Genomic DNA, 24452 nt, shown 5'->3' on the forward strand with positions numbered 1-24452 from the left:
TGCTTGAGAACCTGGCTAATTGGCAACCCATCCGTTCCGCCGATGAGCGTAACTTCCGGCATTTCTTCCGGCATCGCGCCTTGCCTGAAACGCGCTTCAAAGTCCACCAAGGCCGCTTCCGCCGCCGCTTTGCTGTGAAAGCGAGTAACGATCTCCTGGGCGAACGTCACTTTGATATCGCGCGGGTTGCGTCCTTCCTCGGTCTCTTTTTTCCATTTGACGACCTGAGTCTGCGGCTGAAACGAAAGTAATTCTATATAGCGCCACATCAAATCATCCGACACGGACAGCAGTTTACCGAACATTTCGTTTGGCGGTTCATGTATGCCTATATAGTTACCCAGCGACTTGGACATCTTCTGCACACCATCCAACCCCTCCAGGATCGGCATGGTCAAAACAACTTGAGGGGGCTGCCCGTAATGCTTCTGCAGCTCACGCCCAACCAGCAGATTGAATTTCTGGTCGGTCCCGCCCAACTCCACATCCGCCTTCATCGCTACCGAATCGTACCCCTGGATCAGCGGATAAAGGAACTCATGTATAGATATGGATTGGCCGGAGCTGTAGCGCTTATGAAAATCATCGCGCTCCAGCATGCGCGCCACGGTGTGCTTCGCCGCCAGGGCAATCAGATCGGATGCGCTCATTTCGGCCATCCAGCTGGAATTAAACATCACCAGCGTCTTTTCTGGATCAAGAATCTTGAAGATCTGCTGTTCATAGGTGCGCGCATTCTCAATCACGTCATCACGGGTCAACGGCTTGCGAGTCGCGTTCTTGCCGGTAGGGTCACCAATCATGCCCGTAAAATCGCCGATCAGAAACATGGCCTCGTGCCCCAGCTCCTGAAACTGGCGCAACTTGTTAAGCAGAACGGTATGGCCGAGGTGCAAATCCGGCGCGGTTGGGTCGAATCCCGCCTTGACGCGCAACGACTTACCCGTCGCCAGCTTTTCAACGAGCTCCTGTTCCACCAGCAATTCGTCACACCCTCTTTTTATCACCTGCAACGCTTCATTAACCTGAGTCATCTATACCGCCTGCTTAAACAATATGTAATCGATTCGACCTTCACTGATCGTCCATCTTCTGGTAAGCTTCTGCCCACACTAAACGCTCAGGGAAGTCATGCAAAACAACGAGATCGGTATTTTAGCGCAAAAGCTGTTTGTTCAAGAACGAAAATTAAGCCTGCGCTGGCTGGTGGCTATTTCCAGCCTGCCATTATTCGGCATAGTCGCCGCCTTCGGTATTGCGCCTGACACACAAACGCGCCAGATTCCCGTTCATACCGTCATTGAAAACCTGCAACTTCCCAGTGCCGCCACACCATCCAGCATTTCCGGCAACTTCTGGCACGAGGAAAAAATTCAGCGCGGCGACACGATGTCAGCTCTGCTGGACCGCCTGAATGTCAATGATGAGGACATCAGCGGATTCATGCAGAGCGCAAGGGACTCAAAAGCCCTGCGTCTACTAATTCCCGGCCGGATAGTCCGCGCCCAAACCGACTCGGAAGGAAATCTCCTCTCCCTGCAGTACATCAGCAGTAGCGAATCCATGCTGAAGGTAGAGAAACAAGCCGGCGGATTCAAAACCAGCGACGACGCGGTGCCGCTCGAATCACGCCTGATGATGAAATCGGCGGAAATCAGAAGCTCATTGTTCGGCGCAACCGATGCCGCCAATATTCCAGACAATATCGCCATGCAAATTGCCGATATTTTTTCGTCGGACATCGATTTCCACAGCGACCTGCAAAAAGGGGACAAAGTCACCGTCGTTTACGAGTCGTTCTACAATAAGGGCGAACTGATCAAGACTGGTCGCGTACTTGCTGCGGAATTCATCAATAGTGGCAAGAGCTATCGTGCGGTTTATTTCCAGGATCACGAAGGCCGTGGTGGCTATTACACGCCCGAGGGGAAAAACCTGCGCAAGGCATTCCTGCGCTCCCCCCTGGAGTTTTCCCGAATCACCTCAGGATTCACCAACGCCCGCTTCCATCCGGTACTTAAAACATGGCGCGCCCATAAAGGTGTCGACTACGGCGCACCTACAGGCACCCGCGTTAAAGCGGTAGCAGATGGCACCGTCGCCTTCATTGGCAAGCAAGGTGGCTATGGCAACCTGCTCATACTGCAACATCAAGGCCAATACAGCACGGCTTATGGCCATCTTTCCGCCTTTGCAAAAGGCCTGCACAAAGGCAGCAAAGTCAGCCAGGGCGACGTCATCGCTCAAGTCGGCATGACCGGTGTTGCAACTGGTCCTCATCTTCACTACGAATTCCGTGTGGCGGGTGTACAGCGCAACCCCTTGGGCATTCCCATGCCGACCGCTTTCCCCATCGCTACTCAGTACAAAGCCGATTTCAGCAAGATGGCCGAGAATCTGTCTATGCGTCTAAACCTGCTGAAGAATACCAATCTGGCGTCACTGGACTAACTACCCATTTGAATCATTTGGCTGGCCGCTTTGAACCCACCTTTCAGTGCGCCGGAGCATTATGTCGGACTCATGTCCGGCACCAGTCTTGACGGTATTGACGCAGTTCTGGCTGACTTCGAAAACAATACCTGCAAGCTTCTGCACAGCCAGTTCATCCCTTTCGACGAAGCACTGCGTGTTGAACTGCTCGCGCTAAACAGCCCTGGACCAAACGAACTCGAGCGTGCGGCTCTGGCGGCAAACGAGCTGTCTCGCCGCTATGCAGCAGCAATCCAGGCATTGTTAGGGAAAGCGGAAATCCAGGCAACGAAAGTGAAGGCCATCGGCTGCCACGGACAAACCGTGCGCCACCGCCCCGACCTCGGATTCACCATTCAGCTCGCAAATCCGGCGTTACTGGCCGAACTGACCAACATCGTCGTGGTCGCCGACTTCAGGAGCCGCGATATCGCTGCCGGCGGGCAGGGCGCACCGCTAGTACCAGCATTTCATGCTGCATTGTTTAGCCATCCAGAACACCACCGTGTCATCGTCAACATTGGTGGCATCAGCAATCTGACCAGCCTGCCGCCCCGCGGGAGCGTACTCGGTTTCGACTGCGGACCTGGCAATCTCTTGCTGGATGCATGGACTGCTCTGCACCTGGGCCAGCCCTATGACAAGGATGGCGCATGGGCAGCAAGTGGTCATCCCATCCCGGAATTGCTGCGGCAACTCCTCACCGAACCGTTCTTTGCCGCGCCCCCACCCAAAAGCACCGGTCGCGACTTGTTCAATCTGCATTGGCTGGAACATTTTCTTTCACCCGATTTTGCCCCAGCCGACGTTCAGGCCACCCTACTTGAACTGACCGTAAAAGGGATTGCCAGTGCCATTCTGGATCATTGCGGTGAAGCCAGCGAGGTCTACCTGTGTGGAGGAGGCGCCCATAACGGGGCACTGGTGCGAAGACTGAAACAAGCCCTGCCCAACGTGAACATCGCACCAACCGATGACCTGGGTGTGAACGCAGACTGGGTGGAGGCCTTTGCCTTTGCCTGGCTCGCTAGGCAGACTCTTAATGGGAATGCCGGCAACCTGCCGGAAGTGACGGGAGCAAAAGGTGCGCGCGTCCTCGGCGCAATTTACCCGGCTTGATAAAGAAAAAAGGGGCGTAAGCCCCTTTTTTCTTGCCTGAATAACGAACGGCTTACGCTGAAAAAGACGATCCGCAACCGCAGGTGGTAGTGGCATTCGGGTTCTTGATCACAAACTGCGAACCCTGCAACCCTTCCTGATAATCGATTTCAGAGCCCGCCAGATACTGGAAGCTCATCGGATCGATCAAAAGAGCAACGCCATTCTTCTCCACCGTGGTGTCATCTTCATTGGTCGTCTCATCGAAGGTAAAACCATACTGGAAGCCGGAACACCCCCCGCCGCTAACGAACACGCGCAGCTTCAGACCCGGAATACCTTCCTCGTCGATCAGCTGTTTCACCTTGGCCGCCGCGCTGTCGGTAAAGTTCAGCGGGCTAGGCATTTCAGTCACTGCATTCATTCTGTATCTCCTTAAAAAACTACTGCAACTCATTATCCTATAGTTGAGTTATTTAGTCAATTACTCGTAACTGGCTGAACTTCCACCTGTTGCATGGCGGCACCTTCCTGATGCACCAATTTTCCTTCTACAATCGCCCCGACATGCATCTCCAAGGTCTTGTAGAACACATCACCTGTGACACGGGATTTCGATTGCAGTTCCACGTATTCTTGCGCCTGCACGGGACCCACCACGGTGCCATTAATCACCACATGCGACACGTGAATCACTCCCTCGATTCGAGCCTGCTCACTCAGCACCAGCGTACTGGGCTGGTCACCCGTCTCGCCAACATTTCCCTTGATAGTGCCATCCACCCTCAAGCCGCCACTGAAGAACACGTTGCCCTCAATTTTCGTACCGACACCAATTAATGAATCAATTCGGTTTTGCGGTCTGCTGCGTTTATTTTTTCCGAAAAACATCAGCTATCCTCATGATAAATTGACGGCTTGCATCAGCTTCGGCTGCACAGCACCGTTTTCGAACACACGTATCTGGACTTTTTTTACTTGCGCAGTGGGCTCAACATGAAAGACACCCTCCAACCGCTGGTAAAACTTGAAATTCAAATTATAGGATCGTGCCTCTGCTTCCTTCACGGAAGGAATCGTCATGACCAGCTTTTCCCCCCCTCGGGTAAAACTGACCAGAAATTGCACTTTACCCTGAAATTCGCGCTCCCTTTGCCCACCCTGCAACAGCAACAACCTGTAGCGATACTCGCCCGGCATGGTGTTTTCGACCTTGAAACGGTAGATACTGAGATCACCGTCACTCTTGTCGGAGGACATTTGCTTGCGGAAGAAGGTCAAATCCTCCTTCAATTGAGCATTCTCATCCTGCAACGTCTTGACGGTTTTGGCAAGATCATTCTGCGTCTCCTGCTCGATCTGCATCTTTCGATCGCTTTGCGCCCCATCTGAACGCAGACTGGCGTTTTCACGCTCCAGCGATCCAAGTTTCTCACGCAAGCGCTGCAACTCGTCCACTGTTGCGCCGCGATCCAGGCCCGTAAAGCGCGCCCCTGCATTGTAAAACAGCCAGGACAACGCTATTCCAGCGACCAGCAGAATCACCACCATCAACGGCAAGCGCCAGTACCAAGCCACATGCCGACGAACCGCCAAAGGGGCCGCCGCTATGCCGAAACGGTGCTTCAGCCTGCGATCCAGCCTCATGGCAGCAGCGGAATCTGCTCCAAGCCCTTATTTTCGGGCAAATCAAACAGCAAGTTCATATTTTGCACTGCTTGTCCGGCAGCGCCTTTGGTCAGATTGTCGATGACAGACAGCACCACGGCGACATCACCGCCCTGCGGCCGATGCACGGCAATTCGGCAGAAGTTGCCGCCGCGCACCGAACGTGTCTCTGGATGCGCTCCAGCAGGAAGCACATCGACGAAATATTCATTGGCATAACGCTTTTCATAAAGCGCCTGCAAATCCACTTCGGCAGTCAGGCGCACATACAGCGTGGCGTGAATGCCACGAATCAGCGGCGTCAGGTGCGGCACGAAAGTCAGTTGCACCGGCTTGCCCGCTACGAGCGTGAGCCCTTGGCTAATCTCCGGCAGATGGCGATGCCCCGCCACGGCATAGGCTTTGAAGTTGTCAGCAGCTTCGCTGAACAGGGCGCCCACCTCAGCCTTGCGACCCGCGCCGGATACCCCTGACTTGCAATCAGCCACTAGATGGCCAAGATCCGCCACACCCGCCTCGATCAGGGGGAGAAAACCCAACTGCGCCGCAGTCGGATAACAGCCGGGGTTGGCGATCAAACGCGCCTTCCTGATATGCTCACGGTTAAGTTCAGGCAGGCCGTACACGGCTTCGGCAATCAGGTCAGGGCAGGCATGCGGCATGCCGTACCACTTTTCCCACAACGCCACGTCCTTGATGCGAAAATCCGCCGCCAGGTCGATGACGCGCACGCCAGCGTCGAGCAATTCGCGCGTTTGCTGCATGGCGATGCCATTAGGCGTTGCAAAAAACACCACGTCGCAGGATTTCAGCGGCGCATCGACCGGGTCGACAAACTTCAGTCCCACCCTGCCGCGCAGATTGGGAAACATGTCGCTCACCGCCATTCCCGCTTCCTTGCGCGAGGTGATCGCCACCAACTCGACATCCGGATGCTGCGCAAGCAGGCGCAGCAACTCCACTCCGGTATACCCTGTACCCCCAACGATCCCGACTTTAACCATATTGATCAATATCCCAATGTTGAATTTATCGACAATAATAACCCTGTTGCCTCTGGACAACAATTACCGACAGGCAACAAAAAAGCCGCCAAAGGGCGGCTTTTTTGTGATTGCAGCAGCGATTAACGCTTGGAGAACTGCTTGGCGCGGCGAGCTTTACGCAGACCGACTTTTTTCCGTTCGACTTCGCGTGCATCACGAGTCACCAGACCTGCAGCACTCAGGGTAGGCTTCAGTGCCGCATCGTAATCGATCAGGGCACGCGTAATGCCGTGACGCACGGCACCAGCCTGGCCAGATTCGCCGCCGCCATGGACGTTGATCATAATATCGAACGTGCCTTGATGGCTAGTCAATTCCAGCGGCTGACGCACAACCATGCGGCCAGTTTCGCGAGAAAAGAAAATATCCACAGGTTTGTCGTTGACGATAATGTCGCCTTTGCCTGGCTTCAGAAACACGCGTGCAACAGAAGACTTGCGCCGTCCAGTGCCGTAGTAGTAGGTGCCGATCATGATAATCCCTTAAATTTCGAGTACTTTGGGTTGCTGCGCGCTGTGCATGTGCTGCGCGCCTTTGTAAACTTTCAGCTTACGGAACATGGCGAAGCCCAGCGGGCCTTTCGGCAACATGCCCTTGACCGCTTTTTCCAGTGGACGCTCCGGGAAACGGGCGTGCATCTTGGCGAAAGTGGTGCTGATAATACCGCCGGGATAGCCGGTATGGCGATGGTACACCTTACCTTCGGCCTTGTTGCCGGTAACGCGCAGCTTGTCCACGTTGATCACCACGATATAATCGCCGGTATCCACGTGCGGGGTATACTCAGGCTTATGCTTGCCGCGAAGACGCGATGCGATCTCGCTGGCCAAACGGCCCAAAACTTTGTCGGTGGCATCCACCACGTACCAATCACGTTTTACTTCGTGATCTTTTGCAGAAAAGGTTTTCATGCACAAATTCCGGTTGCTGTATCAGAGAAAGACGCGCATTTTATGTCAATAACGCAGCCGCTGTCAAACGTTTGTCACTATTGCAGTGCTATAATTTCGCGGCTTACAAAACTGACAAAAGAGGAAATCTCATGCAGGCACGGGTTAAATGGGTGGAAGACGCCAGCTTTCTCGGCATTACCGACAGCAACCACGCAGTCCTGATGGACGGGCCACCCGATGCTGGTGGACGCAACCTCGGGCCGCGTCCGATGGAAATGTTGCTGCTCGGCGCCGGCGGTTGCACGGCTTTCGACGTCGTGGCGATCCTGAAAAAAAGCCGTCAAGCCGTCAGCGGTTGCGAAGTTACTATCCAAGCCGAGCGCGCCGACAAGGAACCCAAGGTGTTCACCAAGATGCATTTTCATTTCACGGTGCGCGGCAAGGGTGTCAAACCGGAGCAAGTAGAAAAGGCCATCAAGCTGTCAGCGGAGAAATACTGCTCAGCTTCGATCATGCTCGGCAAAACCGCCGAGATGACGCACGATTTCGAGATCGTTGAAGAGTAAAAAACCTTTCACCGCAGAGGCGCGGAGGCGCAGAGGCAAACGAAACCCCAATGCCCGTAAAAAATGACTTTGGTGAATTTTACCTTGTTTTAAAGGGTTTCTCTGCGCCTCTGCGCCTCTGCGGTTAATCTTTAAACTCTGAAAGTAGTAGCCGTCATCATCCTGGCGGAAAGCTTCATCACCAGCTTCACAGGCGCGGGCAACTCTGCGCCGCCATGCTCCAGCGCCGTGGTGGCATGCCTGGCCTCATCCTCTTTCATCTGCTCGACCACCGCACGGCTTTTTTCATCACTAGCGGGCAGGCGCTGCAAGTGGTCGTCAAGATGGCGAACCACCTGCCGCTCCGTTTCGGCCAGAAAACCCAGATTCCATTTGTCACCCAACGCGCCGGCCAACGCGCCAATCGCCAGCGAACCGGTATACCAGGCGGGGTTAAGCAGACTTTTGCGTCCGCCAAGATCATTGATGCGGCTTTCGCACCAGTTCAGGTGCTCGGTTTCCTCGCTGGCCGCCTCTTTCAGCGCCTGCTGAATTTCAGGCCTGCGCGCCGTCAGCGCCTGCCCCTGATAAAGCGCCTGCGCGCAGATCTCGCCGCTGTGGTTCACGCGCATCAGCGCCCCCGCCAGGCGTTTTTCTTCCTCGCCCATCTCAGCTTCAGCCAGGCTCTTCCCTGGTAACGGACGTGAAGTTCGCGCGGGGGCAAGCAAAGTGCGCAAGCCTTTGTCGAATTCCACAATCAAGTCATCAATTTTTATCATTTACGAACCCCATTTGTCGGGCCAACAAAGTTACTGGATGAACCACTTCAAGCTCTACTCCCACCGCCTTCAAGCCTGCAGCCAGATGCATGGCGCAGCCGATGTTGGAGGTTGCCAAAATCCGCGCGCCACTGGCCTTTACTGCCTCTATTTTATCCGCAAGCAAGCTTGCCGCCATAGCAGGCTGAGTCAGAAAATAAGTCCCTGCCGCACCGCAACACTGGTCGTTCCCCGCCAAGGGCACAACCTCCGCTCCAGGAATCCGATGTAACAGATCATAAGGCTTGCCCTGGCAATGCAGCACATTTCGCATCAAACACGGCTCGTGTACCGCCACCTTTTCAGACAGCGGCTCGATACCAACCGATTCCCAACCTTCCACCTCGCCCAGGAACTCGCTGATATCCTTCACCCTGCACGCAAATTCCGGCGGATAGCTTTTCAATGCCGTGCCGCAACCGGTCGCGGTTGAAATCACGGCCTCCAAATTCATCCCCGCAAATACCAGGAGATTCTGCTCCTCGAATGCGCGCACCTTCTCCGGTTCGCCCAGACCGGCATGCATGGCACCGCAACACCCCTGCCGGGACGGCACATGCACAGTATAGCCCAAGCGGTTAAGCACAAAAATCGAGGCCGAGAGGGTTTCGACGTCTAACACCCTGGCCACACAACCGAGAAACAGCCCCACCTCGCCGCGCGCCTTGCCTACGACCGGATAAACTGCTTTCCAGACAGGCTGAGATCGCAATGGTGGTAGCTGAGTCGCGATCCGCACCAGGCTATATCGCGACAACCAGCCTGCCTTGCCCGCCATAGCCTGCCAGGTACGCAACGCACCACCCACCAGACGCAACATGGCAGGCTTCGTCGCCAAGCCATCCATCAGCACGCGCCTACCTATCCACTGCCACAGGCTGTGCTGGCGAGTTTTTTCCACAACCCCCCGGACTCCGTTGATCAAACGCCCGTATTCCACATTATTCGGACAGACCTTCTCGCAGGCCCGACAGGCAAGACATAGATCGATATGCGCCTGAAACCGTTCATTTGCTGGAATACGTCCCTCCAGCACACCCTGCATCAGCACAATCCGCCCGCGTGGCGAATCCGCCTCGCTCAGCGTCTTACGATAAGTAGGGCAGTGCGGCAGGCACAGACCGCATGAAACGCAGTGCGCAGCTACATCGGCTAACGGATCAGGCGATTTTCTTTGAAGAGGCGAAATGGGAACACTCATAGACAGGGCGAGAACCGTTTGTGGCACAGCTTTAATAATGATAACGACAGGCAAGCAGATGCAGCACATCCGCTTCGATCCGATAAACCAGCCTATGCTCGTCGTCAATCCGACGACTCCAGCAACCCGAAAGATCGAAGCGCAGCCCTTCCGGCTTACCGATACCTTCAAAGGGAGAGCGTTGAATATCTCGTATCAGCGCATTGATGCGCTTTAACTTCCTGGGATCGGCTTGCAACCAGTAGCCGTAATCTTCCCAGGCATGTGGGTGAAACAGGATTTTCATTCGCCCACGTCAGTCAACGGCCTCTCTTCACCGCCTCCATTGTGCAAGCTTTCCAGACTTTCACGCAGACGTGCAGCCATTTTCGGACTCCTCATCAGGTAAGACGTTTCTTCGATAGCCGAATAATCAGCGTACGAAAGCATTACCGTCTTCTCTCCATTGCGCCGAACGACAATGACCGGTTCGTGCGTATCGCACACCCTGTCCATCACCTTCTTCAAATTACTCCGCAATTCGCTATAAGAAAGCGCTTCCATAGACCATCTCCTCCGACACACAATATGTACTTAAAATTGTACAACAATATCATCTTTCGCACCAATAAAAAAACGGGCCTCCAAAGAGGCCCGTTTTAAATCTTCACACTTCAAACCGGACTAAGCCGGCGAGAAATTAGAAGGAGTGACGCATACCGAAAGACCAGGCAGAAGGATCGGCACCAGCACGGCCGGTTTCAAGCACTTGACCAGTCGCGCCAGCGCCGGTCAGGCCGTAGACAGCGGCGTTGTCGTTGCTCAGCTTGACGTATTGAGCATAGACCTTGGTGCGCTTGCTCAAGTTGTGGTCAAGACCCAAGGCAATCTGATGGGCACCGGTGTCTGCAACATCAGCGCGTTGGCCAGCCTTGGTGTAGGCCAGTTTCAGATCGTTGCTACCCATCGAGTACTTGCCACCCAAAGTCCAGGCACTGTGGTCCATGATTTTCACGCCAGCATTCAGGTCGTCGCTAAGTTTCTCATAAGCAAAACCCACTTCGAACGCAGGCATAATCTTGTAGCCCACGCCCAGTTTCCATGCTTTTTCACTCTTGTCGACATTGGCAGCGCCGGCAGTAATATCACCTGTGCCAACAGAACCAATGTTGTGACGCTCGTAGGCCAAGCTAGCCATCAGCGGACCATTGTTGTACATACCCATGGCAGACCAGGCATTACCCTTCGTCTGACCGGAGGTGGTGACAAGTTCAGCGCCGGCTACATAGGCGACAGCAGCGTGAAAACCGCTCATCGTCGGGGAAATGTAGGCAACCACGTCGGGTTGACGGCCATCAAAAGAGAAGTTGGTAGCACCCAAGTTGTAAGAAGCGCCTTGACCCATCAGGTTGCGGTTGTCAGCCAGGCCGTCACCGAAGTAGTCCAGGCTGCGGGTAGCCAGTTTGTACGGGGTGTCATGACGACCCAGAATCACGGTGCCGGCAGTCTTGCTGCTCAGACCCAAGAAGGTATTGCGACCACCAAAGGTGGTGCCGCCAGTGGCGCTGGAGGTCAAACCGTTACCATCAGCATTGATCTGGGATTCGATCTGCCAAATGGCGGAAAGACCGTTGCCCACATCTTCTGTACCCTTGAAGCCCAGACGGGAACTGTTAGAGGACACCTTTTGAGTACGGATACCTGCGGCACCAGCAGTGCTGTTGCCGTTGTCGGTGATGTCGTAGGACGCATCCATGATGCCGTAGATAGACACGTTACCACTGTCAGCCATGGCAGCAGCAGGAGCCAGAGCGGCAGCAATTGCCAAAGCAATAAGTTTCTTGTTCATGTAGTGATCTCCTAGAGAGTAAGTTTTTGCAACGAGGCTCTTGATTGAGCCCTGTCTTTTACAGACGAGTTCATTATCACCACTCTTCCCCTCGAATTCCAAGCACAAGTAGATAAAAACGTCTTGTTTTTCGTTAACAGGGGAAAATGTGTTGTTTTTTTGCAACGCACAGCCTAAAAAACAGCTATCCGCAAAGGACGCAATGGAAATCCCGACCCTCAGACATGCCAGCCTGATTGCTTTTCCTTTGCGAACTCTTGCGTCCTTTGCGGTTAGTATTCTTTAAAAAAGATTTAGAAATGAAATTTAGCCTAGCCGAACAGCCGAGCCAGTTCGACTCCCGGGTCTTCCGCGCGCATGAAAGCCTCACCGACCAAGAAGGCGTTGACGCCTTGACCGCGCATCAACTGCACGTCCGCCGGTTTGAGAATGCCGCTTTCGGTGATGGCGATGCGCTCGTTAGAAATCCGTGGCAGCAGGTCGAGAGTGGTTTCGAGACGGGTTTCGAAGGTGCGCAGGTTGCGGTTGTTGATGCCGATCAACGGGGTCTTGAGCTGCAGGGCCGCATCCAGTTCGGCGGCATCGTGCGACTCCACCAGCACCGCCATGCCCAGTTCATGGGCGAGGGCTTCGAGTTCCTGCATACGAGCGACATCGAATTCGGCAGCCCCCTCTCCCCAGCCCTCTCCCGCGAGGGGAGAGGGGGTTTTGCCTGGGTGGTCGGGAGCCAAGCCGTGCGCAGATCGAGCTTCTCCCACCGGGGGAGAGGAAGTTTTGCCCCCTCCCCCTTGACGGGGGAGGGTTGGGGAGAGGGTGAATGCCGCCACTATCAGCAATATGGCATCCGCGCCAATGGTGCGGGCACGACAGATCTGGTAGGGATCGATCATGAAGTCCTTGCGCAGCACCGGGATGTTGCAGGCTGCGCGCGCTTCGATCAGGTGGCTCTTGCTGCCCTGAAAAAACTGAACGTCGGTCAATACCGACAAACAGGCCGCGCCATGGGCTTCATAGCTTCGAGCAATGGCAGCGGGATCGAAATTCTCGCGGATCACCCCACGGGAAGGACTGGCTTTCTTGATCTCGGAGATCACCGCCGGTTTGCCTAAAGCAATCTTGCCACGAATGGCGCCGACAAAATCGCGCGTCTTCGGCATCGCCTCCGCTTCGGCGCGGACGGCCGCATAGGGTTTTTTCGCCACGGCCCGGGCGACTTCGGCTTGTTTGACTTCGAGGATTTTTTTCAGGATGTCGGACATACTTCTATTTACCACAGAGACACAGAGAAGGGCAAAACCCCAATCTCTAAAAACGATTTTCTCTGTGTCTCTGTGCCTCTGTGGTTATTCGGTTTTAAATCTACTGGAAAACGCAATCAACTGTTCCAGCTTGGCTTTGGCTTCACCGCTGGCGGTGACATGCAGCGCCTTCTTCACCCCGGCTTCCAGCGTCTGCGCCATGCCGCCGACGTAAATCGCGGCGCCGGCATTGAGTGCGACGATGTCGCGTGCGGCACCGTGTTCATTGTCGAGTACGGAGAGCAGCTTGGCCTTGGCTTCGTCCACATTGTGTGCCACGAGTGTATCGGCGGAACCCAGCTTCATGCCGAAGGCCTCGGGGTCGACGGCATATTCTTCGATCATGCCATCCTTCAGTTCGGCAACATGAGTCGCGCCACACCGTGTAATCTCGTCCATGCCGTCTGTGCCGTGCACCACCATGACATGCCTCGCGCCCAGCGATTTCAGGGCCTCCGCGAGCGGCCGGCACAAATCCTTGCGGAACACGCCCATCACCTGGTTCTTCGCCCCGGCCGGATTGGTGAGCGGGCCGAGCAGGTTGAACAGGGTGCGCACACCCAATTCACGCCGGACCGGTGCGGCATATTTCATGGCGCTGTGGTGGTTGGGGGCGAACATGAAGCCGACGCCGATTTCGTGGATGGACTGCGCCACTTGGTCGGGGGTGAGATTCATGTTCACGCCCAGCGCCTCCAGCACGTCGGCAGAGCCGCAGGTGGATGACACCGAGCGGCCACCATGCTTGGCAACTTTCACGCCCGCCGCCGCGGCAACGAACGCCGCAGTGGTCGAGATATTAAAGGTATGGGCGCCGTCGCCGCCGGTGCCACAGGTATCCACCAGATGCTCCTCGGCGCCGACCGGCACCTTGACCGACAGCTCACGCATCACTTCGGCGGCGGCAGCGATTTCCGTCACTGTCTCGCCCTTGGCGCGCAGCGCAACCAAAATGCCGGCAATCTGCACCGGTGTCATTTCTCCGCCCATGATCTGATGCATGAGTGACAGCATCTCGTCACGAGTCAGATCACGTTTTTCCAGCAGCGCGGTTAATGCGACTTGTGGTGTCATTTAATCCCCCTCTCCCCAACCCTCCCCCGCGAGGGGGGAGGGGTTTTGCACTGCATATTTTCACCTTCTCCTCCAACAGAGGGAGTGTGGCGCATCACTGGCTTTCTCCCTCCCCCTTGACGGGGGAGGGCCGGGGAGAGGGTGACAGCGCCGCATGGACGCACTGCATCACCCCCTCCAAGTTCGTCAACACTTCATTGTTCCAGAATCTCAAAATTTGAAATCCCTGGCTACTCAACCATTGATCGCGAATTTTATCAGCGTCCTCTTGATCTGCATGCTGCCCACCATCCAGTTCGATAATCAACCGAGATTCAAAACAGACAAAATCAACGATGTAGCCGCCAAGTGGCTGCTGTCTTTTGAATTTGTAACCATCAAACCGGCCAGCCCGTAGATGCTGCCATAACAACATTTCGGTGTCGGTCGAGTTTGTCCGCAACTGGCGGGCAAAGTTTGTCAGCTTTGTGGGCATGCTACCCTCTCCCCAACCCTCTCCCACAAGGGGAGAGGGGGCAACAGTAAAAGGCACTTGCGTTAAATTGCCCTCTCCCCAGCCCTCCCCCATCAAGGGGGAGGGGGCTAAAAGCATCGATACTCGCGGCACTGCCTCCATCCGTTACTCCCTCCCCCCTCGCGAAGGAGGACCGGGGAGAGCGGGTACTACCGTTTCTCTTTCAAAAAATTAGCCAGCATCTCATGGCCATATTCGGTCAGGATGGATTCGGGATGAAACTGTACGCCTTCCACTGCCAGTGTTTTGTGGCGCACCCCCATGATCTCTCCATCGTCAGTCCAGGCGGTAATTTCCAGACAGTCCGGAATACTCTCGCGCTCGATCACCAGCGAATGGTAGCGGGTGGCGCGGAACGGATTGGGCAAGCCTTTGAACACGCCCATGTCCTTGTGGTGAATCATCGAGGTCTTGCCATGCATCAGTTGCGTAGCATGGATAATTTTGCCGCCGAAAGCCTGGCCGATACTCTGATGCCCCAGACATACGCCAAGAACCGGTACCTTGCCGGCAAATTCCTTGATCAACGGCACCGAGATACCCGCCTCGTTCGGCGTGCATGGCCCCGGGGAAATCACGATATGGTCGGGATCTAACGCTGCGACCTGCTCGACGGTAATTTCGTCGTTGCGGAATACCCGCACCTCAGCACCCAACTCGCCGAAATACTGCACCAGGTTGTAGGTGAAGGAATCGTAATTGTCGATCATTAGAAGCATGTCATTCCCCTCCACCCAAGCCGCCCAGCGCCAGCTCTGCAGCGTGCAGCACGGCACGGGCCTTATTGCGGGTTTCCGTCCATTCGCTGTCTGCCACCGAGTCGGCGACGATACCGGCTCCCGCCTGGACGTAGAGCGTGCCATCCTTGACCACCGCGGTACGAATGGCGATGGCCAGATCCATGTCGCCGTTGAAGCCGAGATAGCCCACTGCGCCGGCATAGATACCGCGCTTGGTCGGTTCCAGTTCGTCGATAATTTCCATCGCGCGCACCTTGGGCGCACCGGACACGGTGCCTGCCGGGAAGGTGGCGCGCAGCACGTCCATCGCGTTCTGGCCGCTTTTCAGCTTGCCCTCGACGTTGGAAACGATGTGCATGACGTGGGAATAACGCTCGATGGCCATGTTCTCGGTGACCTTGACCGAGCCGGTCTGGGCGACGCGCCCTGCATCGTTGCGACCCAGATCCATCAGCATCAGGTGTTCGGCCAGTTCCTTGGGATCGGCCAGCAGGTCGGCGGCCAACGCCTCGTCCTCTTCGCGGGTCTTGCCGCGCGGGCGAGTGCCGGCGATCGGACGCACGGTAACAGTCTCCTCTTCCAGCCGCACCAGGATTTCCGGCGACGAGCCGACCACCTGAAAATCACCCATATCGTAACAGAACATGTACGGCGACGGGTTGAGCGAGCGCAATGCGCGGTACAGAGAAAGCGGCGAGGCGGCGAAAGGCTGCGACATGCGCTGGGACAGCACCACCTGCATGATGTCGCCGTCGAAAATGTAGCGCTTGGCTTTTTCCACCGCCAGCTTGAAAGCCTCTTCGCCGAATTCCGAAGCTGCCGGTGCAGGCGGATAAGAGGCCGTGACAGGGATTTCCACTGACTTATTCAACTGGCTACGCATTTCGTCCAGCCGCATCAGGCCGCGCGCATACGCGCCAGGCTGGCCGGGATCGGCATACACAACCAGATAAATTTTGCCGGACAGGTTGTCCACCACCGCGACTTCCTCCGACAGCAGCAGCAGGATATCCGGCGTGCCCAGCACGTCCGGCTTGACGGTGTGAGCCAGCTTTTTCTCGATATAGCGGATGGTGTCGTAGCCGAAGTAGCCCGCCAACCCGCCTGTGAAGCGGGGCTGACCGGGATGCTCGGCCACTTTCATGCGCGCGGCGTAATCCTGGACAAACTGCAACGGGTCATCGGTTTCGACCTGTTCAAGCACTGCGCCTTCATTTTCGACGCTCACGCTGCGGCCATGCACCCTGATCCGGGTTTTGGCCGGCAGGCCGATGAAAGAATAACGCCCGAAACGCTCCCCCCCCACCACTGATTCCAGCAAGTAGGAATAGGGCCGATTAGCCAGCTTGAGATAAACGCTTAAGGGCGTGTCGAGGTCGGCCAGGGTTTCCCTGACCAGCGGGATACGGTTGTAGCCCTGGCTTGCAAGGCGATTGAAATCCTGTTCAGTCATGTCGATTTACCAGAGAGAAATTAAGAAAGCAGTCACAAATCCGTGGAATGGCTCAATCGCACCATCGCCAGGACTGTGCCAACAATCCGTTCATTTCCCTATGGTTCATTTCACGCTTTCCTGATCAGCTTCAATAGTTCCGGCAGACTGTCGATCACCGCATCGCAGTCCTGTTCACGCACATCCTTGCCGCCGTTGTAACCGTAAGGCAACAGCACCACCGGACAACCCGCAGCGCGCGCAGCCTGACTATCGTTCAGAGAGTCGCCCACCAGCAGCAGGTCCTTGGGCTCGACTTCGTAGTAAATGGCGGCATATCGCAATGGCAACGGATCTGGCTTTTTGCGTGGCAGGCTGTCACCAGACAGGATCAGATCGAAATAATCCTTCATGCCCATCGCCGCCAGCAGCGGCAAGGTAAAGCGCTGCGCCTTGTTGGTGATGCAGACCAGGGTATAACCGGCATCGCGTAAGGCCTTCAGGCCCTCCATTACACCTGGATAAGGCCGGGTTTCGCAGTGCAACACTTCATCGTAATGTTTCTCGAATAGCGGCAGCGCCTTGACGAACAGGGCATCATCCGGCTTGCCGTGCATTTCGCCGGTGAGCGCCCGCTTCACCAGGTTGGCAATGCCGTTGCCGATATAGGACCGGATTGTATCCAGGCTGACCGGCGGCATCGCCAGATCGCGCAGCATGCGCTGCGCCGCCTCGGCGAGATCCGGAGCGGTATTCAGCAAGGTGCCATCGAGATCGATGACGACGGCTTTAACGGGTAAAGGGAATGATTTATTCAATTACAACTCTCTTTCACCGCAAAGGACGCAAAGGAACGCGGGGTAAATCCTCACCGTTTTCCTTTGCGTACCTTCGCGTCCTTGGCGGTTAATGGTTTTATGCTTTAGCCAATTCAGCGCGCATCGCGGCAATGATCGTATCGTAGCGGTGCGGATCGCTGTCCTTGGCCGCGCCAAACACGGCGGAGCCGGCGACGAAAGTGTCCACGCCCGCCCTGGCTACTTCCAGGATGTTGCCGGGGCCGACGCCGCCGTCAATCTCCAGGCTCACGTTCAGACCGCGCGCGTCGATCATCTGGCGCACTTTGCGGGCCTTGTCCAGGACGTAGGGAATGAATTTCTGGCCGCCGAAGCCGGGGTTCACCGACATCAGCAGCACCATGTCGAGTTTGTCCAGGGTGTATTCCAGCACGTCCAGCGGAGTAGCCGGGTTGAATACCAGGCCAGCCTTGCAGCCGCTTTCCTTGATCAGGCCGATGGTACGGTCGACGTGCTCGGAAGCTTCCGGGTGGAAAGTGATGTAGGTAGCACCGGCCTTGGCAAAGTCGGGGATGATCCGGTCTACCGGCTTGACCATCAGGTGCACGTCGATGGGTGCGGTCACGCCATGTTTGCGCAGTGCCTCGCACACCAGCGGGCCGATGGTCAGGTTGGGCACATAATGGTTGTCCATGACGTCGAAGTGAACGATATCGGCACCAGCGGCGAGAACATTATCCACCTCCAGGCCCAGTGTGGCGAAGTTGGCGGACAAGATGCTTGGCGCAATTCTGTATTGGGGCATGGCGTTTCCTTGAATAAACCAAAAATCAAGATTTTACCCTAAAGAACTCCGACTTTCTATCCGCGGCAATTTGCCGCAAAGGAAAGGCCATCTGCCCCAATAGATGGCAACGGCCTATCGTGCTTGCGCGGAAAGCCAAAATCGTGTGCAATAGCACGATGGCTGACAGCAAAAAATATGAAATCACGGTAAAAACCCACGTCGAGTACATTCCCGACCAATCCGACATCGATCAGGAACGGTACGTCTTCGCCTACACCATCACCATCACCAACACCGGCAACGTCGCCGCCCAGTTGATCAGCCGTCACTGGGTCATCACCGATGCCACCAACCAGGTGCAGGAGGTGCGTGGTCTGGGTGTGATCGGCGAACAACCCTTGCTGAAGCCGGGCGAGAGCTTTGAATACACCAGCGGCTGCGTGATCGCCACCCCGGTTGGCACCATGCACGGCAATTACCAGATGACGGCGGAGGACGGCACCAAGTTCGACGCGCCCGTTGCCGAATTTACCCTGAACATGCCGCGCGTGTTGCACTAGCAGAAACCCTGCAACCTCCTCTCCCCTTGCGGGAGAGGGGTAAGGCACTGATTTCTCACCCTCTCCCCAACCCTCCCCCATCAAAGGGGAGGGAGCGCTGGACTTGTTCAGCGCTCCCTTAATATGCCACTTTTAAAGCCAAACATTTCCATGAAAAACCTGCTTGCTCTGCTTTTTACTCTGGCGATTTCCGCCTGTGCCACGCTGGAAAAACCGGCTGTTATTCCGCCGCCTGTCGCCCCACCGCAAGCCATTCCCTCTATCCCTCCCACCCCACCGGTTGCGGTTCCGCCCTTGCAGTCGGTTGGCTGGGAAGCCCTGTCCGGTTGGCAGGACGAAAATCTGGCGGCCGCCTGGGATGCTTTCAAACAAAGCTGCGTCGCGCTGCAGAAACAACTGGCATGGCAAGCGCCCTGCACTGCAGCAACGGGAATGACCTCCTCGAACAACGCCGCCCTGCGCGAATTCTTCGAGCAATACTTCACCCCCTATCAGGCCATGCAACCCGACGGCGGCTCCGAGGGGTTGGTCACCGGCTATTATGAGCCTCTACTTAATGGCAGCCGCACCCCATCGAAGCGCTACCGCCACCCTCTTTACGGAGTGCCGGACGACCTGCTGATCGTGGATCTGGGCTCGGTTTATCCGGAGCTGAAAAACCTGCGCCTGCGCGGTCGGCTCGACGGTCGCAAGGTAGTGCCTTATTACAACCGCGCCGAAATCGACAACGGCACGACTTCACTCAAGGGCAAGGAACTGTATTGGGTGGATGACGCAGTCGAACTGTTCTTCCTGCAAATCCAAGGTTCCGGAAAAATTGCGTTGCCCGGGGGTGAAACCGCGCGCATCGGCTACGCCGACCAGAACGGCTTTCCCTACAAATCCATCGGCAAGGCATTGGTGGAGCGCGGCGACCTGCCGCTGGAAAAAGCCTCGATGCAGGGCATCAAGGACTGGGGCAAGCAAAACCCGGAGAAGCTTTCCGAACTACTCAATCTCAACGCCAGCTATGTTTTTTTCCGCGATCTGCCGAACAATCTTTCCGGCCCGCTCGGTGCCTTGGGTGTGCCGCTCACCGCCGGACGCAGCATTGCGGTCGACCCGCGTCATATCCCGCTCGGTGCACCAGTGTTTCTGGCTACCACCTGGCCGAACAGTGCGAAGCCACTCAACCGCCTGATGCTGGCACAAGATACCGGTGGCGCGATCCGGGGCGTAGTGCGGGCGGACTTTTTCTGGGGCTTCGGCAAAGATGCCGGCAAGTTGGCCGGTAGCATGAAGCAAAACGGAAAAATGTGGGTGCTGCTGCCCAAGGGCTTTACTCTGCCGCAGAACGGCAACGGTCAGGGGGCCAACGGCAACGGCGGCTGAATCACCACCGGTTTTTTCATGTCATTCAATTCGTAGGATACCCGGATCAGCACCCGACTTTTTACCGCCCGGCCATTTTTTTGCGCCGGCGCGAAGCGCGCCTCACGAAAAGAGGACAGTGCGGATTCCTCGAAAATCCCTTCAGGGTTTGCTTCCATCACTTCAGCCTCTTTCACCGCGCCAGACTCATCAATCAGCAACAGCAAAACCACATACCCCTCCACGCCCTGCTCGGGGTAGACCGGCTTAATCTCATATAGAGCGGTTGGATGCACATCTACCTGCTTGGCCGGATACCAGGTTGGATCTTCCAGCAAGGGGATTTCCATCGTCGGCAGGATGGCGGGTGCCGGCTCCGCGAGCGCCGGAGGCTGCCGCGCAGGCTCTTCCACGCTCGGTTTCGGCTCCTCCGGTTTTTTTACGCTTATCTCTACCGCGCTTTCCAGCGACAAAGATTCAATCCTGACTTGAGGCACACGCTCGATGCGCACCTCCATGGCGGACCGTGACCGCTCTTCAGGCTGCGATGCCTTGATGTGAACACCAAATACCAGCGCCAGATGCAGCGCCAGCGAAACCGCCAGCGCCAGCGCAAAGCGGGCCGCCGCATCGGGAACTTCATCTTGCTCTGGATTGGAGTTGAGTTTGCTCATGCCGCCGCCAGTATAAACGGCGAAGGCAACAATAAAAAAGGGAGACCGCATGGCCTCCCTAAATTAAAGATCAAAACCTCAGATCCAACATGGCTGGGTGGAGACCTCGTCAGGCCGCCACTCCGGCCAAGATCAGAACTTCACGGTTACGCCGGCGTAAATCGAACGGCCCATGCCTGGAACAGCGATTCCATAAGGTGCACCTCCTGTTGGGGGCATCGTTGTCCCTTGCCCCACATACGCCCCACCCAACGGATAATCGTAGAGTCTATCGAAGACATTCTCTATGCCCACATCAAACCGTGCCTTTTTCCATGCATAGCTGCTGCGCAGATTCAGCAAACTGTAGCCTGCAGTTTTAAGTTCGTTACGAATTTGCGACACGTCAGTCTTGGCATCCACCAACTGGACTTCCGCAGTATTGATCCAGCTACCTAGATGCTGAGCAACCGCCAGCTTCGCGTTCAGCGGCATCATATTGTATAAATCGTCGCTCGTGCCGCTCGATGTCTTCCCTCTGACGTAATTCAACACGCCGGTCGCCGTGATGTTGCCGAAACCGGTATTTTTGGCCAGCGGGAAATAGCCGGAAACATCCAGGCCGTAGAGCCGAGCGTCCTGATTGACGTACTTGAGGAACACAAAACCAGTCGACGTGAGCGAGGTTGGCAAACGCTGAGCATTGATGTAATCCTGGACATAGGTGTAGTAGGGCGTGACTTTCAGCCCCCAATTCTGCTGATCAGTGTCATGCCAGTCAGCAGTGGCGCTGAGAGTATTGGCCACTTCCGGCTTCAGGTCCAAGTTGCCTACGTAGCCATTGCCATCGCCAACCATGTTGATCATGTTCATGGCCATGCCGCCGGTCGACCAGGTATAGCGCTCATAGAGGTTGGGCGAACGGGTTTTGCGGGCATAGCCAAACTCATAAGTCTTGCTACTATCCACCGTGTAACGAGCCAGCGCGGTCATGTCCCAGTTGTTGTCGGTGCGGCTGCGGTCGCGGGCATTGAAAGCGTTCGCATCCGTATTGTAGGTAGCGTTATACCCCTGCACGGTGCCCGTATCCATTTTCACCGTTTCGCTGCGCACGCCGAGTTGGCTCAGCCATTGCGGGTTCCATCGCGCTTCCCATTCGGCAAAGGCGGCGTAACGATCACGCTGGCCATCTTTGATGTCTAAGAAGGTATTCGGGGACATGCCGCCGTTCCCAGACGCGTCCCACCAATCATTGAAGCGATAGCGCTGGTATTCGCCGCCGACCCTGAGAAGATCACGAGCTGAAAGCACGATATCTGCCTTGACCACGGCGCCGGTGTTTCTCCCTTCCGTGTCCATCGGCATACCGGGTGCAGGTATCGTCTGGGTTCCACTCTTGTACCAGAATGCCTTGTCCTCGAGGAAGTTCATCTTGTGCCGCGTATGTTCATTATATGCGCGCGCTTGCAAGGTGCCCCAGTCGTATTGGCCGGTATAGCGCAGATTAACATGTTCGCTGTCATTGGCGGTCATGTCCATGCGCTGATTCGGAAAGCCCTGATAGGGAATATCTTGCACGCCCAGCTTCAGTTCGACCAGGTGGTTCTCATTGCGGAGCGCAAATGCGATAGATTGATTCGTAGATTTATACATGGATGACCCGACCTCGTCCCCGGACAACCTTTTTGTCGAGGTATAAAGTGATTTCCCATCCGCAACAAAAGCCGGCCCTGCTGGCTTGAAATCACCACCGGCCTTGTAGTTACCGGATTCCACGGTTGACCCGCTATAAGTCATGCTCAATTTTTCGCTGGCGATGGTTGCCGAAATATTGCCGCCTGTGACATTGCCGTTGCTGCGATAAAAAGCACCGGCCTGCCCCTTGGTCAAGGTTCCCTGTCCGACCGCGGCAAATTCCGGTGCTGGAGAATTCACCTGGATGGCGCCGCCAATACTGTCACCGCCGACACTCACCGGTGCAATGCCGCCAAATACCTGGATGCTGCCCACATGGGATGGGTCGATATAGGAAAGCGGCGGATTCATGTGGTTGCCGCAGGCGGAAATCAGATCCATGCCATCGACCTTGATGCGCAGGCGATCATCGGCCAGACCTTGAATCACCGGCAGGCTGGAAACGCCGCCGGCGCCGTAAAGGCTCACGCCGGGCACATCCCTGAGCAGGCTGGCGGTATCGCTGGTGGAAGACCGCATGGGGGCGAGATTTGCCGCATCCAAACTGGACGCGCCGAAAGCGGGCTGGGTGTCGATTTTCGAGGCGCTGACAACGACCTCTTCCAATTTCGTCGATTTCACCTCATCGGCGGCCAGCGCAAAATGATACGGCATGATGGCCGCCAGTGAGGCAGCAAGAATTCGAGGTTTGAACTTCATTTTTGTAATTCCCTTTTTGTGAATTGAATAAGCAAATAGTTATTTGCTAACGCAATTCACGTGCCAGGGAAAAATCTTTACGAATCAGTGGAAGCAGACCGTCCGTCCTGTGCTATTTCGCACAGAACGTGGCAAATGACTCATATCGAGGAATGAATTTGGCAGAATACCCTGTTGGGTTACTGCTTGTGATTTTCTTCCGGAGCCGGCACCTTGCCGATAGGAGTGGTAACAAAAGCCAGCTTGGTGATGCCGACCCGTTGCAGCATCGCCAGCACCTGGGCAACACGGCCATAGCGCACGCTTTCGTCGGCGTGCAGCTGCACGTTCGGGTCTGCATCCTGGGCAGCGATCTTTTTCAGCTCGGCCTCCAGCGTGTCGAAGTGGATCAGGCGCTGGTCGATGAATACACCGCCTTGGGCGTCGATCGCCATCTGGATGGTTTTGGTCTGCTTCATCGGCGACACCGCTGCGGTCTTGGGCAGGTTGACCTTGACGGCCTGCATCAAGAGCGGCGCGGTGACGATAAACACGATCAGCAACACCAGCATCACGTCTACCAGCGGCGTGACGTTGATCTCGCTCATCGCGGTCTGTTCGGAACGGCTGTGCAATCCCATCGCTTTACTCCACCCTGAAACCGGACTTCATCGCCAGGTGAAGGAAATCGGTAGTGAAATCCTCCATTTCAGCTACATACAAGCGGGTGCGGCGCAGACCGTAATTGTAGGCCAGCACAGCGGGGATGGCGGTGGCGATGCCGAGGGCGGTGGCGATCAGTGCCTCGCCGATTGGGCCGGCCACTACGTCCAGCCCGGCGGAGCCGCTTTTGCTGATGTCCTGCAAGGCATGCATGATGCCCCACACCGTGCCGAACAGACCGACGAAGGGCGCGGTGGAGCCGATGCTCGCCAGCACCATCAAGCCGCTATCGAGCCTGTTCTGCTCCTTCTGCACCTGGCTGCGCAGGCAGCGCTCCAGGATGTCCTGCTGGTCACCGCTGTGCTGCAGATTCTGTTCGCCACCCTTGTGCATGTCGCGCAGTGCGGTAAAGCCACAATGGGCGAGGCGAGCTAAAGGCCCGGTAGCACTGGCGGTAATCCGCTCCGCCTCAAGCAAGCCTTTGGCATTCCAGAATGCCAGGCCGAAGCGCTTGTTTTCCTGCGACAAACGCCATTGCGCCCAACCCTTGACGACAATCAGGGTCCAGGTCACGACCGAAAACACGGCCAGAACCCACAGTGTGATGACGACGATATCAGACGAGGAAAAATGGGGCATAGA

28 protein-coding genes (1 of these 28 running past the window's edge) are annotated in these 24452 nt (G+C 56.1%); 5 read left to right on the forward strand and 23 right to left on the reverse strand.

What is annotated here, in order from left to right:
- A protein-coding gene (gene tyrS, locus SCD_RS12430; protein ID WP_009207725.1) for a tyrosine--tRNA ligase crosses the window boundary here: on the reverse strand, nucleotides 1-1034 show its 5' portion. The gene continues 166 nt to the left of window position 1, outside the view; the window shows 1034 of its 1200 coding nt (coding positions 1-1034); the start codon lies at nucleotides 1032-1034; the stop codon falls past the left edge of the window.
- A 97-nt stretch (nucleotides 1035-1131) separates the two neighbouring features.
- Here tyrS and SCD_RS12435 point away from each other — a divergent pair, with 97 nt between their 5' ends.
- Both SCD_RS12435 and SCD_RS12440 read left to right on the forward strand, forming a co-directional pair.
- Nucleotides 1132-2451, forward strand: a complete 1320-nt coding sequence (locus SCD_RS12435) for an OapA family protein (RefSeq protein WP_009207724.1) — start codon at nucleotides 1132-1134, stop codon at nucleotides 2449-2451.
- 30 nt (nucleotides 2452-2481) lie between these two features.
- Nucleotides 2482-3591, forward strand: coding sequence for an anhydro-N-acetylmuramic acid kinase (locus SCD_RS12440; RefSeq protein ID WP_009207723.1), 1110 nt, complete (start codon nucleotides 2482-2484; stop codon nucleotides 3589-3591).
- 52 nt (nucleotides 3592-3643) lie between these two features.
- On the opposite strand, the gene erpA is transcribed toward SCD_RS12440, so the two are convergent.
- The 6 genes from erpA to rplM form a co-directional block, all read right to left on the reverse strand.
- Nucleotides 3644-3994 carry an iron-sulfur cluster insertion protein ErpA gene (erpA, locus tag SCD_RS12445; RefSeq protein WP_009207722.1) on the reverse strand — a complete coding sequence of 117 codons (351 nt, stop codon included), beginning with the start codon at nucleotides 3992-3994 and terminating at the stop codon, nucleotides 3644-3646.
- Between the two features lie 56 nt (nucleotides 3995-4050).
- Nucleotides 4051-4461: a bactofilin family protein gene (locus tag SCD_RS12450; RefSeq protein ID WP_009207721.1), complete on the reverse strand. Its 411-nt coding sequence runs from the start codon at nucleotides 4459-4461 to the stop codon at nucleotides 4051-4053.
- 9 nt (nucleotides 4462-4470) lie between these two features.
- Nucleotides 4471-5217: a DUF6776 family protein gene (locus SCD_RS12455; protein ID WP_009207720.1), complete on the reverse strand. Its 747-nt coding sequence runs from the start codon at nucleotides 5215-5217 to the stop codon at nucleotides 4471-4473.
- On the reverse strand, nucleotides 5214-6242 hold the full coding sequence (gene argC, locus SCD_RS12460; RefSeq protein ID WP_009207719.1) for an N-acetyl-gamma-glutamyl-phosphate reductase: 1029 nt from the start codon (nucleotides 6240-6242) through the stop codon (nucleotides 5214-5216). Before argC ends, SCD_RS12455 begins: the two co-directional genes overlap by 4 nt.
- Nucleotides 6243-6364: 122 nt before the next feature.
- Entirely contained in the window at nucleotides 6365-6757 is a 393-nt protein-coding gene (gene rpsI, locus SCD_RS12465) for a 30S ribosomal protein S9 (protein ID WP_009207718.1), read from the reverse strand.
- Nucleotides 6758-6766: 9 nt separating this feature from the next.
- A complete protein-coding gene (gene rplM, locus SCD_RS12470) occupies nucleotides 6767-7195 on the reverse strand; it encodes a 50S ribosomal protein L13 (RefSeq protein ID WP_009207717.1) in 429 nt (142 codons plus the stop codon).
- A gap of 131 nt (nucleotides 7196-7326) precedes the next feature.
- On the opposite strand from rplM, the gene SCD_RS12475 reads away from it, so the two are divergent.
- Nucleotides 7327-7743: an OsmC family protein gene (locus tag SCD_RS12475; RefSeq protein ID WP_009207716.1), complete on the forward strand. Its 417-nt coding sequence runs from the start codon at nucleotides 7327-7329 to the stop codon at nucleotides 7741-7743.
- Between the two features lie 131 nt (nucleotides 7744-7874).
- Here the strand turns inward: SCD_RS12475 and coq7 are convergent, their stop codons facing one another.
- The 12 genes from coq7 to rpe all read right to left on the reverse strand — a co-directional run bounded on the left by coq7 (nucleotide 7875) and on the right by rpe (nucleotide 18229).
- Nucleotides 7875-8501: a 2-polyprenyl-3-methyl-6-methoxy-1,4-benzoquinone monooxygenase gene (gene coq7, locus SCD_RS12480; protein ID WP_009207715.1), complete on the reverse strand. Its 627-nt coding sequence runs from the start codon at nucleotides 8499-8501 to the stop codon at nucleotides 7875-7877.
- Nucleotides 8488-9741 carry a (Fe-S)-binding protein gene (locus tag SCD_RS12485; RefSeq protein ID WP_023507005.1) on the reverse strand — a complete coding sequence of 418 codons (1254 nt, stop codon included), beginning with the start codon at nucleotides 9739-9741 and terminating at the stop codon, nucleotides 8488-8490. Before SCD_RS12485 ends, coq7 begins: the two co-directional genes overlap by 14 nt.
- Before the next feature lie 31 nt (nucleotides 9742-9772).
- A complete protein-coding gene (locus tag SCD_RS12490; RefSeq protein WP_009207713.1) occupies nucleotides 9773-10027 on the reverse strand; it encodes a Txe/YoeB family addiction module toxin in 255 nt (84 codons plus the stop codon).
- Nucleotides 10024-10284 carry a type II toxin-antitoxin system Phd/YefM family antitoxin gene (locus tag SCD_RS12495; RefSeq protein ID WP_009207712.1) on the reverse strand — a complete coding sequence of 87 codons (261 nt, stop codon included), beginning with the start codon at nucleotides 10282-10284 and terminating at the stop codon, nucleotides 10024-10026. The genes SCD_RS12490 and SCD_RS12495 overlap by 4 nt, the downstream gene beginning before the upstream one ends.
- 136 nt (nucleotides 10285-10420) lie before the next feature.
- Nucleotides 10421-11569: a porin gene (locus SCD_RS12500; RefSeq protein WP_009207711.1), complete on the reverse strand. Its 1149-nt coding sequence runs from the start codon at nucleotides 11567-11569 to the stop codon at nucleotides 10421-10423.
- 311 nt (nucleotides 11570-11880) lie between these two features.
- Nucleotides 11881-12828 carry an indole-3-glycerol phosphate synthase TrpC gene (locus SCD_RS12505; RefSeq protein WP_009207710.1) on the reverse strand — a complete coding sequence of 316 codons (948 nt, stop codon included), beginning with the start codon at nucleotides 12826-12828 and terminating at the stop codon, nucleotides 11881-11883.
- An 84-nt stretch (nucleotides 12829-12912) separates the two neighbouring features.
- A complete protein-coding gene (trpD, locus tag SCD_RS12510) occupies nucleotides 12913-13941 on the reverse strand; it encodes an anthranilate phosphoribosyltransferase (protein ID WP_009207709.1) in 1029 nt (342 codons plus the stop codon).
- 94 nt (nucleotides 13942-14035) lie between these two features.
- On the reverse strand, nucleotides 14036-14416 hold the full coding sequence (locus SCD_RS12515) for an endonuclease domain-containing protein (protein ID WP_023507006.1): 381 nt from the start codon (nucleotides 14414-14416) through the stop codon (nucleotides 14036-14038).
- A 188-nt stretch (nucleotides 14417-14604) separates the two neighbouring features.
- Entirely contained in the window at nucleotides 14605-15174 is a 570-nt protein-coding gene (locus SCD_RS12520) for an anthranilate synthase component II (protein ID WP_009207707.1), read from the reverse strand.
- A gap of 1 nt (nucleotide 15175) precedes the next feature.
- Complete coding sequence (trpE, locus tag SCD_RS12525) at nucleotides 15176-16648, reverse strand: anthranilate synthase component I (protein ID WP_009207706.1); 1473 nt, start codon at nucleotides 16646-16648, stop codon at nucleotides 15176-15178.
- Nucleotides 16649-16758: 110 nt separating this feature from the next.
- Complete coding sequence (locus SCD_RS12530; RefSeq protein WP_009207705.1) at nucleotides 16759-17445, reverse strand: phosphoglycolate phosphatase; 687 nt, start codon at nucleotides 17443-17445, stop codon at nucleotides 16759-16761.
- 97 nt (nucleotides 17446-17542) lie between these two features.
- A complete protein-coding gene (gene rpe, locus SCD_RS12535) occupies nucleotides 17543-18229 on the reverse strand; it encodes a ribulose-phosphate 3-epimerase (protein WP_009207704.1) in 687 nt (228 codons plus the stop codon).
- A gap of 158 nt (nucleotides 18230-18387) precedes the next feature.
- On the opposite strand from rpe, the gene apaG reads away from it, so the two are divergent.
- The gene (gene apaG, locus SCD_RS12540) at nucleotides 18388-18771 is read left to right on the forward strand and encodes a Co2+/Mg2+ efflux protein ApaG (RefSeq protein ID WP_023507007.1); all 384 of its coding nucleotides are present in this window, start codon (nucleotides 18388-18390) and stop codon (nucleotides 18769-18771) included.
- Between the two features lie 150 nt (nucleotides 18772-18921).
- Nucleotides 18922-20142, forward strand: coding sequence for a murein transglycosylase A (gene mltA / locus SCD_RS12545; RefSeq protein WP_009207702.1), 1221 nt, complete (start codon nucleotides 18922-18924; stop codon nucleotides 20140-20142).
- Here the strand turns inward: mltA and SCD_RS15860 are convergent.
- The 4 genes from SCD_RS15860 to SCD_RS12565 form a co-directional block, all read right to left on the reverse strand.
- Nucleotides 20115-20846 carry an energy transducer TonB gene (locus SCD_RS15860; protein WP_009207701.1) on the reverse strand — a complete coding sequence of 244 codons (732 nt, stop codon included), beginning with the start codon at nucleotides 20844-20846 and terminating at the stop codon, nucleotides 20115-20117. The two genes, mltA and SCD_RS15860, sit on opposite strands and share 28 nt — an antisense overlap.
- A gap of 81 nt (nucleotides 20847-20927) precedes the next feature.
- Nucleotides 20928-23168: a TonB-dependent receptor plug domain-containing protein gene (locus tag SCD_RS12555; RefSeq protein WP_009207700.1), complete on the reverse strand. Its 2241-nt coding sequence runs from the start codon at nucleotides 23166-23168 to the stop codon at nucleotides 20928-20930.
- A gap of 179 nt (nucleotides 23169-23347) precedes the next feature.
- Nucleotides 23348-23788 (reverse strand): ExbD/TolR family protein, encoded by a 441-nt coding sequence (locus SCD_RS12560; RefSeq protein WP_009207699.1) that lies wholly within the window; start codon nucleotides 23786-23788, stop codon nucleotides 23348-23350.
- Nucleotides 23789-23792: 4 nt separating this feature from the next.
- Nucleotides 23793-24449, reverse strand: a complete 657-nt coding sequence (locus tag SCD_RS12565; RefSeq protein ID WP_009207698.1) for a MotA/TolQ/ExbB proton channel family protein — start codon at nucleotides 24447-24449, stop codon at nucleotides 23793-23795.
- Between the last annotated feature and the right edge of the window lie 3 nt (nucleotides 24450-24452).

Source organism: Sulfuricella denitrificans skB26, from assembly GCF_000297055.2.
GTDB classification, from domain to species: domain Bacteria; phylum Pseudomonadota; class Gammaproteobacteria; order Burkholderiales; family Sulfuricellaceae; genus Sulfuricella; species Sulfuricella denitrificans.

Excerpts from the sequence above, each read along its gene's own strand:
- SCD_RS12435 (WP_009207724.1), top strand. The coding sequence starts at position 1,132 with ATGCAAAACAACGAGATCGGTATTTTAGCGCAAAAGCTGTTTGTTCAA.
- erpA (WP_009207722.1), bottom strand. The coding sequence starts at position 3,994 with ATGAATGCAGTGACTGAAATGCCTAGCCCGCTGAACTTTACCGACAGC.
- SCD_RS12450 (WP_009207721.1), bottom strand. The coding sequence starts at position 4,461 with ATGTTTTTCGGAAAAAATAAACGCAGCAGACCGCAAAACCGAATTGAT.
- SCD_RS12455 (WP_009207720.1), bottom strand. The coding sequence starts at position 5,217 with ATGAGGCTGGATCGCAGGCTGAAGCACCGTTTCGGCATAGCGGCGGCC.
- argC (WP_009207719.1), bottom strand. The coding sequence starts at position 6,242 with ATGGTTAAAGTCGGGATCGTTGGGGGTACAGGGTATACCGGAGTGGAG.
- rpsI (WP_009207718.1), bottom strand. The coding sequence starts at position 6,757 with ATGATCGGCACCTACTACTACGGCACTGGACGGCGCAAGTCTTCTGTT.
- rplM (WP_009207717.1), bottom strand. The coding sequence starts at position 7,195 with ATGAAAACCTTTTCTGCAAAAGATCACGAAGTAAAACGTGATTGGTAC.
- SCD_RS12475 (WP_009207716.1), top strand. The coding sequence starts at position 7,327 with ATGCAGGCACGGGTTAAATGGGTGGAAGACGCCAGCTTTCTCGGCATT.
- coq7 (WP_009207715.1), bottom strand. The coding sequence starts at position 8,501 with ATGATAAAAATTGATGACTTGATTGTGGAATTCGACAAAGGCTTGCGC.
- SCD_RS12485 (WP_023507005.1), bottom strand. The coding sequence starts at position 9,741 with ATGAGTGTTCCCATTTCGCCTCTTCAAAGAAAATCGCCTGATCCGTTA.
- SCD_RS12490 (WP_009207713.1), bottom strand. The coding sequence starts at position 10,027 with ATGAAAATCCTGTTTCACCCACATGCCTGGGAAGATTACGGCTACTGG.
- SCD_RS12495 (WP_009207712.1), bottom strand. The coding sequence starts at position 10,284 with ATGGAAGCGCTTTCTTATAGCGAATTGCGGAGTAATTTGAAGAAGGTG.
- SCD_RS12500 (WP_009207711.1), bottom strand. The coding sequence starts at position 11,569 with ATGAACAAGAAACTTATTGCTTTGGCAATTGCTGCCGCTCTGGCTCCT.
- SCD_RS12505 (WP_009207710.1), bottom strand. The coding sequence starts at position 12,828 with ATGTCCGACATCCTGAAAAAAATCCTCGAAGTCAAACAAGCCGAAGTC.
- trpD (WP_009207709.1), bottom strand. The coding sequence starts at position 13,941 with ATGACACCACAAGTCGCATTAACCGCGCTGCTGGAAAAACGTGATCTG.
- SCD_RS12515 (WP_023507006.1), bottom strand. The coding sequence starts at position 14,416 with ATGCCCACAAAGCTGACAAACTTTGCCCGCCAGTTGCGGACAAACTCG.
- SCD_RS12520 (WP_009207707.1), bottom strand. The coding sequence starts at position 15,174 with ATGCTTCTAATGATCGACAATTACGATTCCTTCACCTACAACCTGGTG.
- trpE (WP_009207706.1), bottom strand. The coding sequence starts at position 16,648 with ATGACTGAACAGGATTTCAATCGCCTTGCAAGCCAGGGCTACAACCGT.
- rpe (WP_009207704.1), bottom strand. The coding sequence starts at position 18,229 with ATGCCCCAATACAGAATTGCGCCAAGCATCTTGTCCGCCAACTTCGCC.
- apaG (WP_023507007.1), top strand. The coding sequence starts at position 18,388 with ATGGCTGACAGCAAAAAATATGAAATCACGGTAAAAACCCACGTCGAG.
- mltA (WP_009207702.1), top strand. The coding sequence starts at position 18,922 with ATGAAAAACCTGCTTGCTCTGCTTTTTACTCTGGCGATTTCCGCCTGT.
- SCD_RS15860 (WP_009207701.1), bottom strand. The coding sequence starts at position 20,846 with ATGCGGTCTCCCTTTTTTATTGTTGCCTTCGCCGTTTATACTGGCGGC.
- SCD_RS12555 (WP_009207700.1), bottom strand. The coding sequence starts at position 23,168 with ATGAAGTTCAAACCTCGAATTCTTGCTGCCTCACTGGCGGCCATCATG.
- SCD_RS12560 (WP_009207699.1), bottom strand. The coding sequence starts at position 23,788 with ATGGGATTGCACAGCCGTTCCGAACAGACCGCGATGAGCGAGATCAAC.
- SCD_RS12565 (WP_009207698.1), bottom strand. The coding sequence starts at position 24,449 with ATGCCCCATTTTTCCTCGTCTGATATCGTCGTCATCACACTGTGGGTT.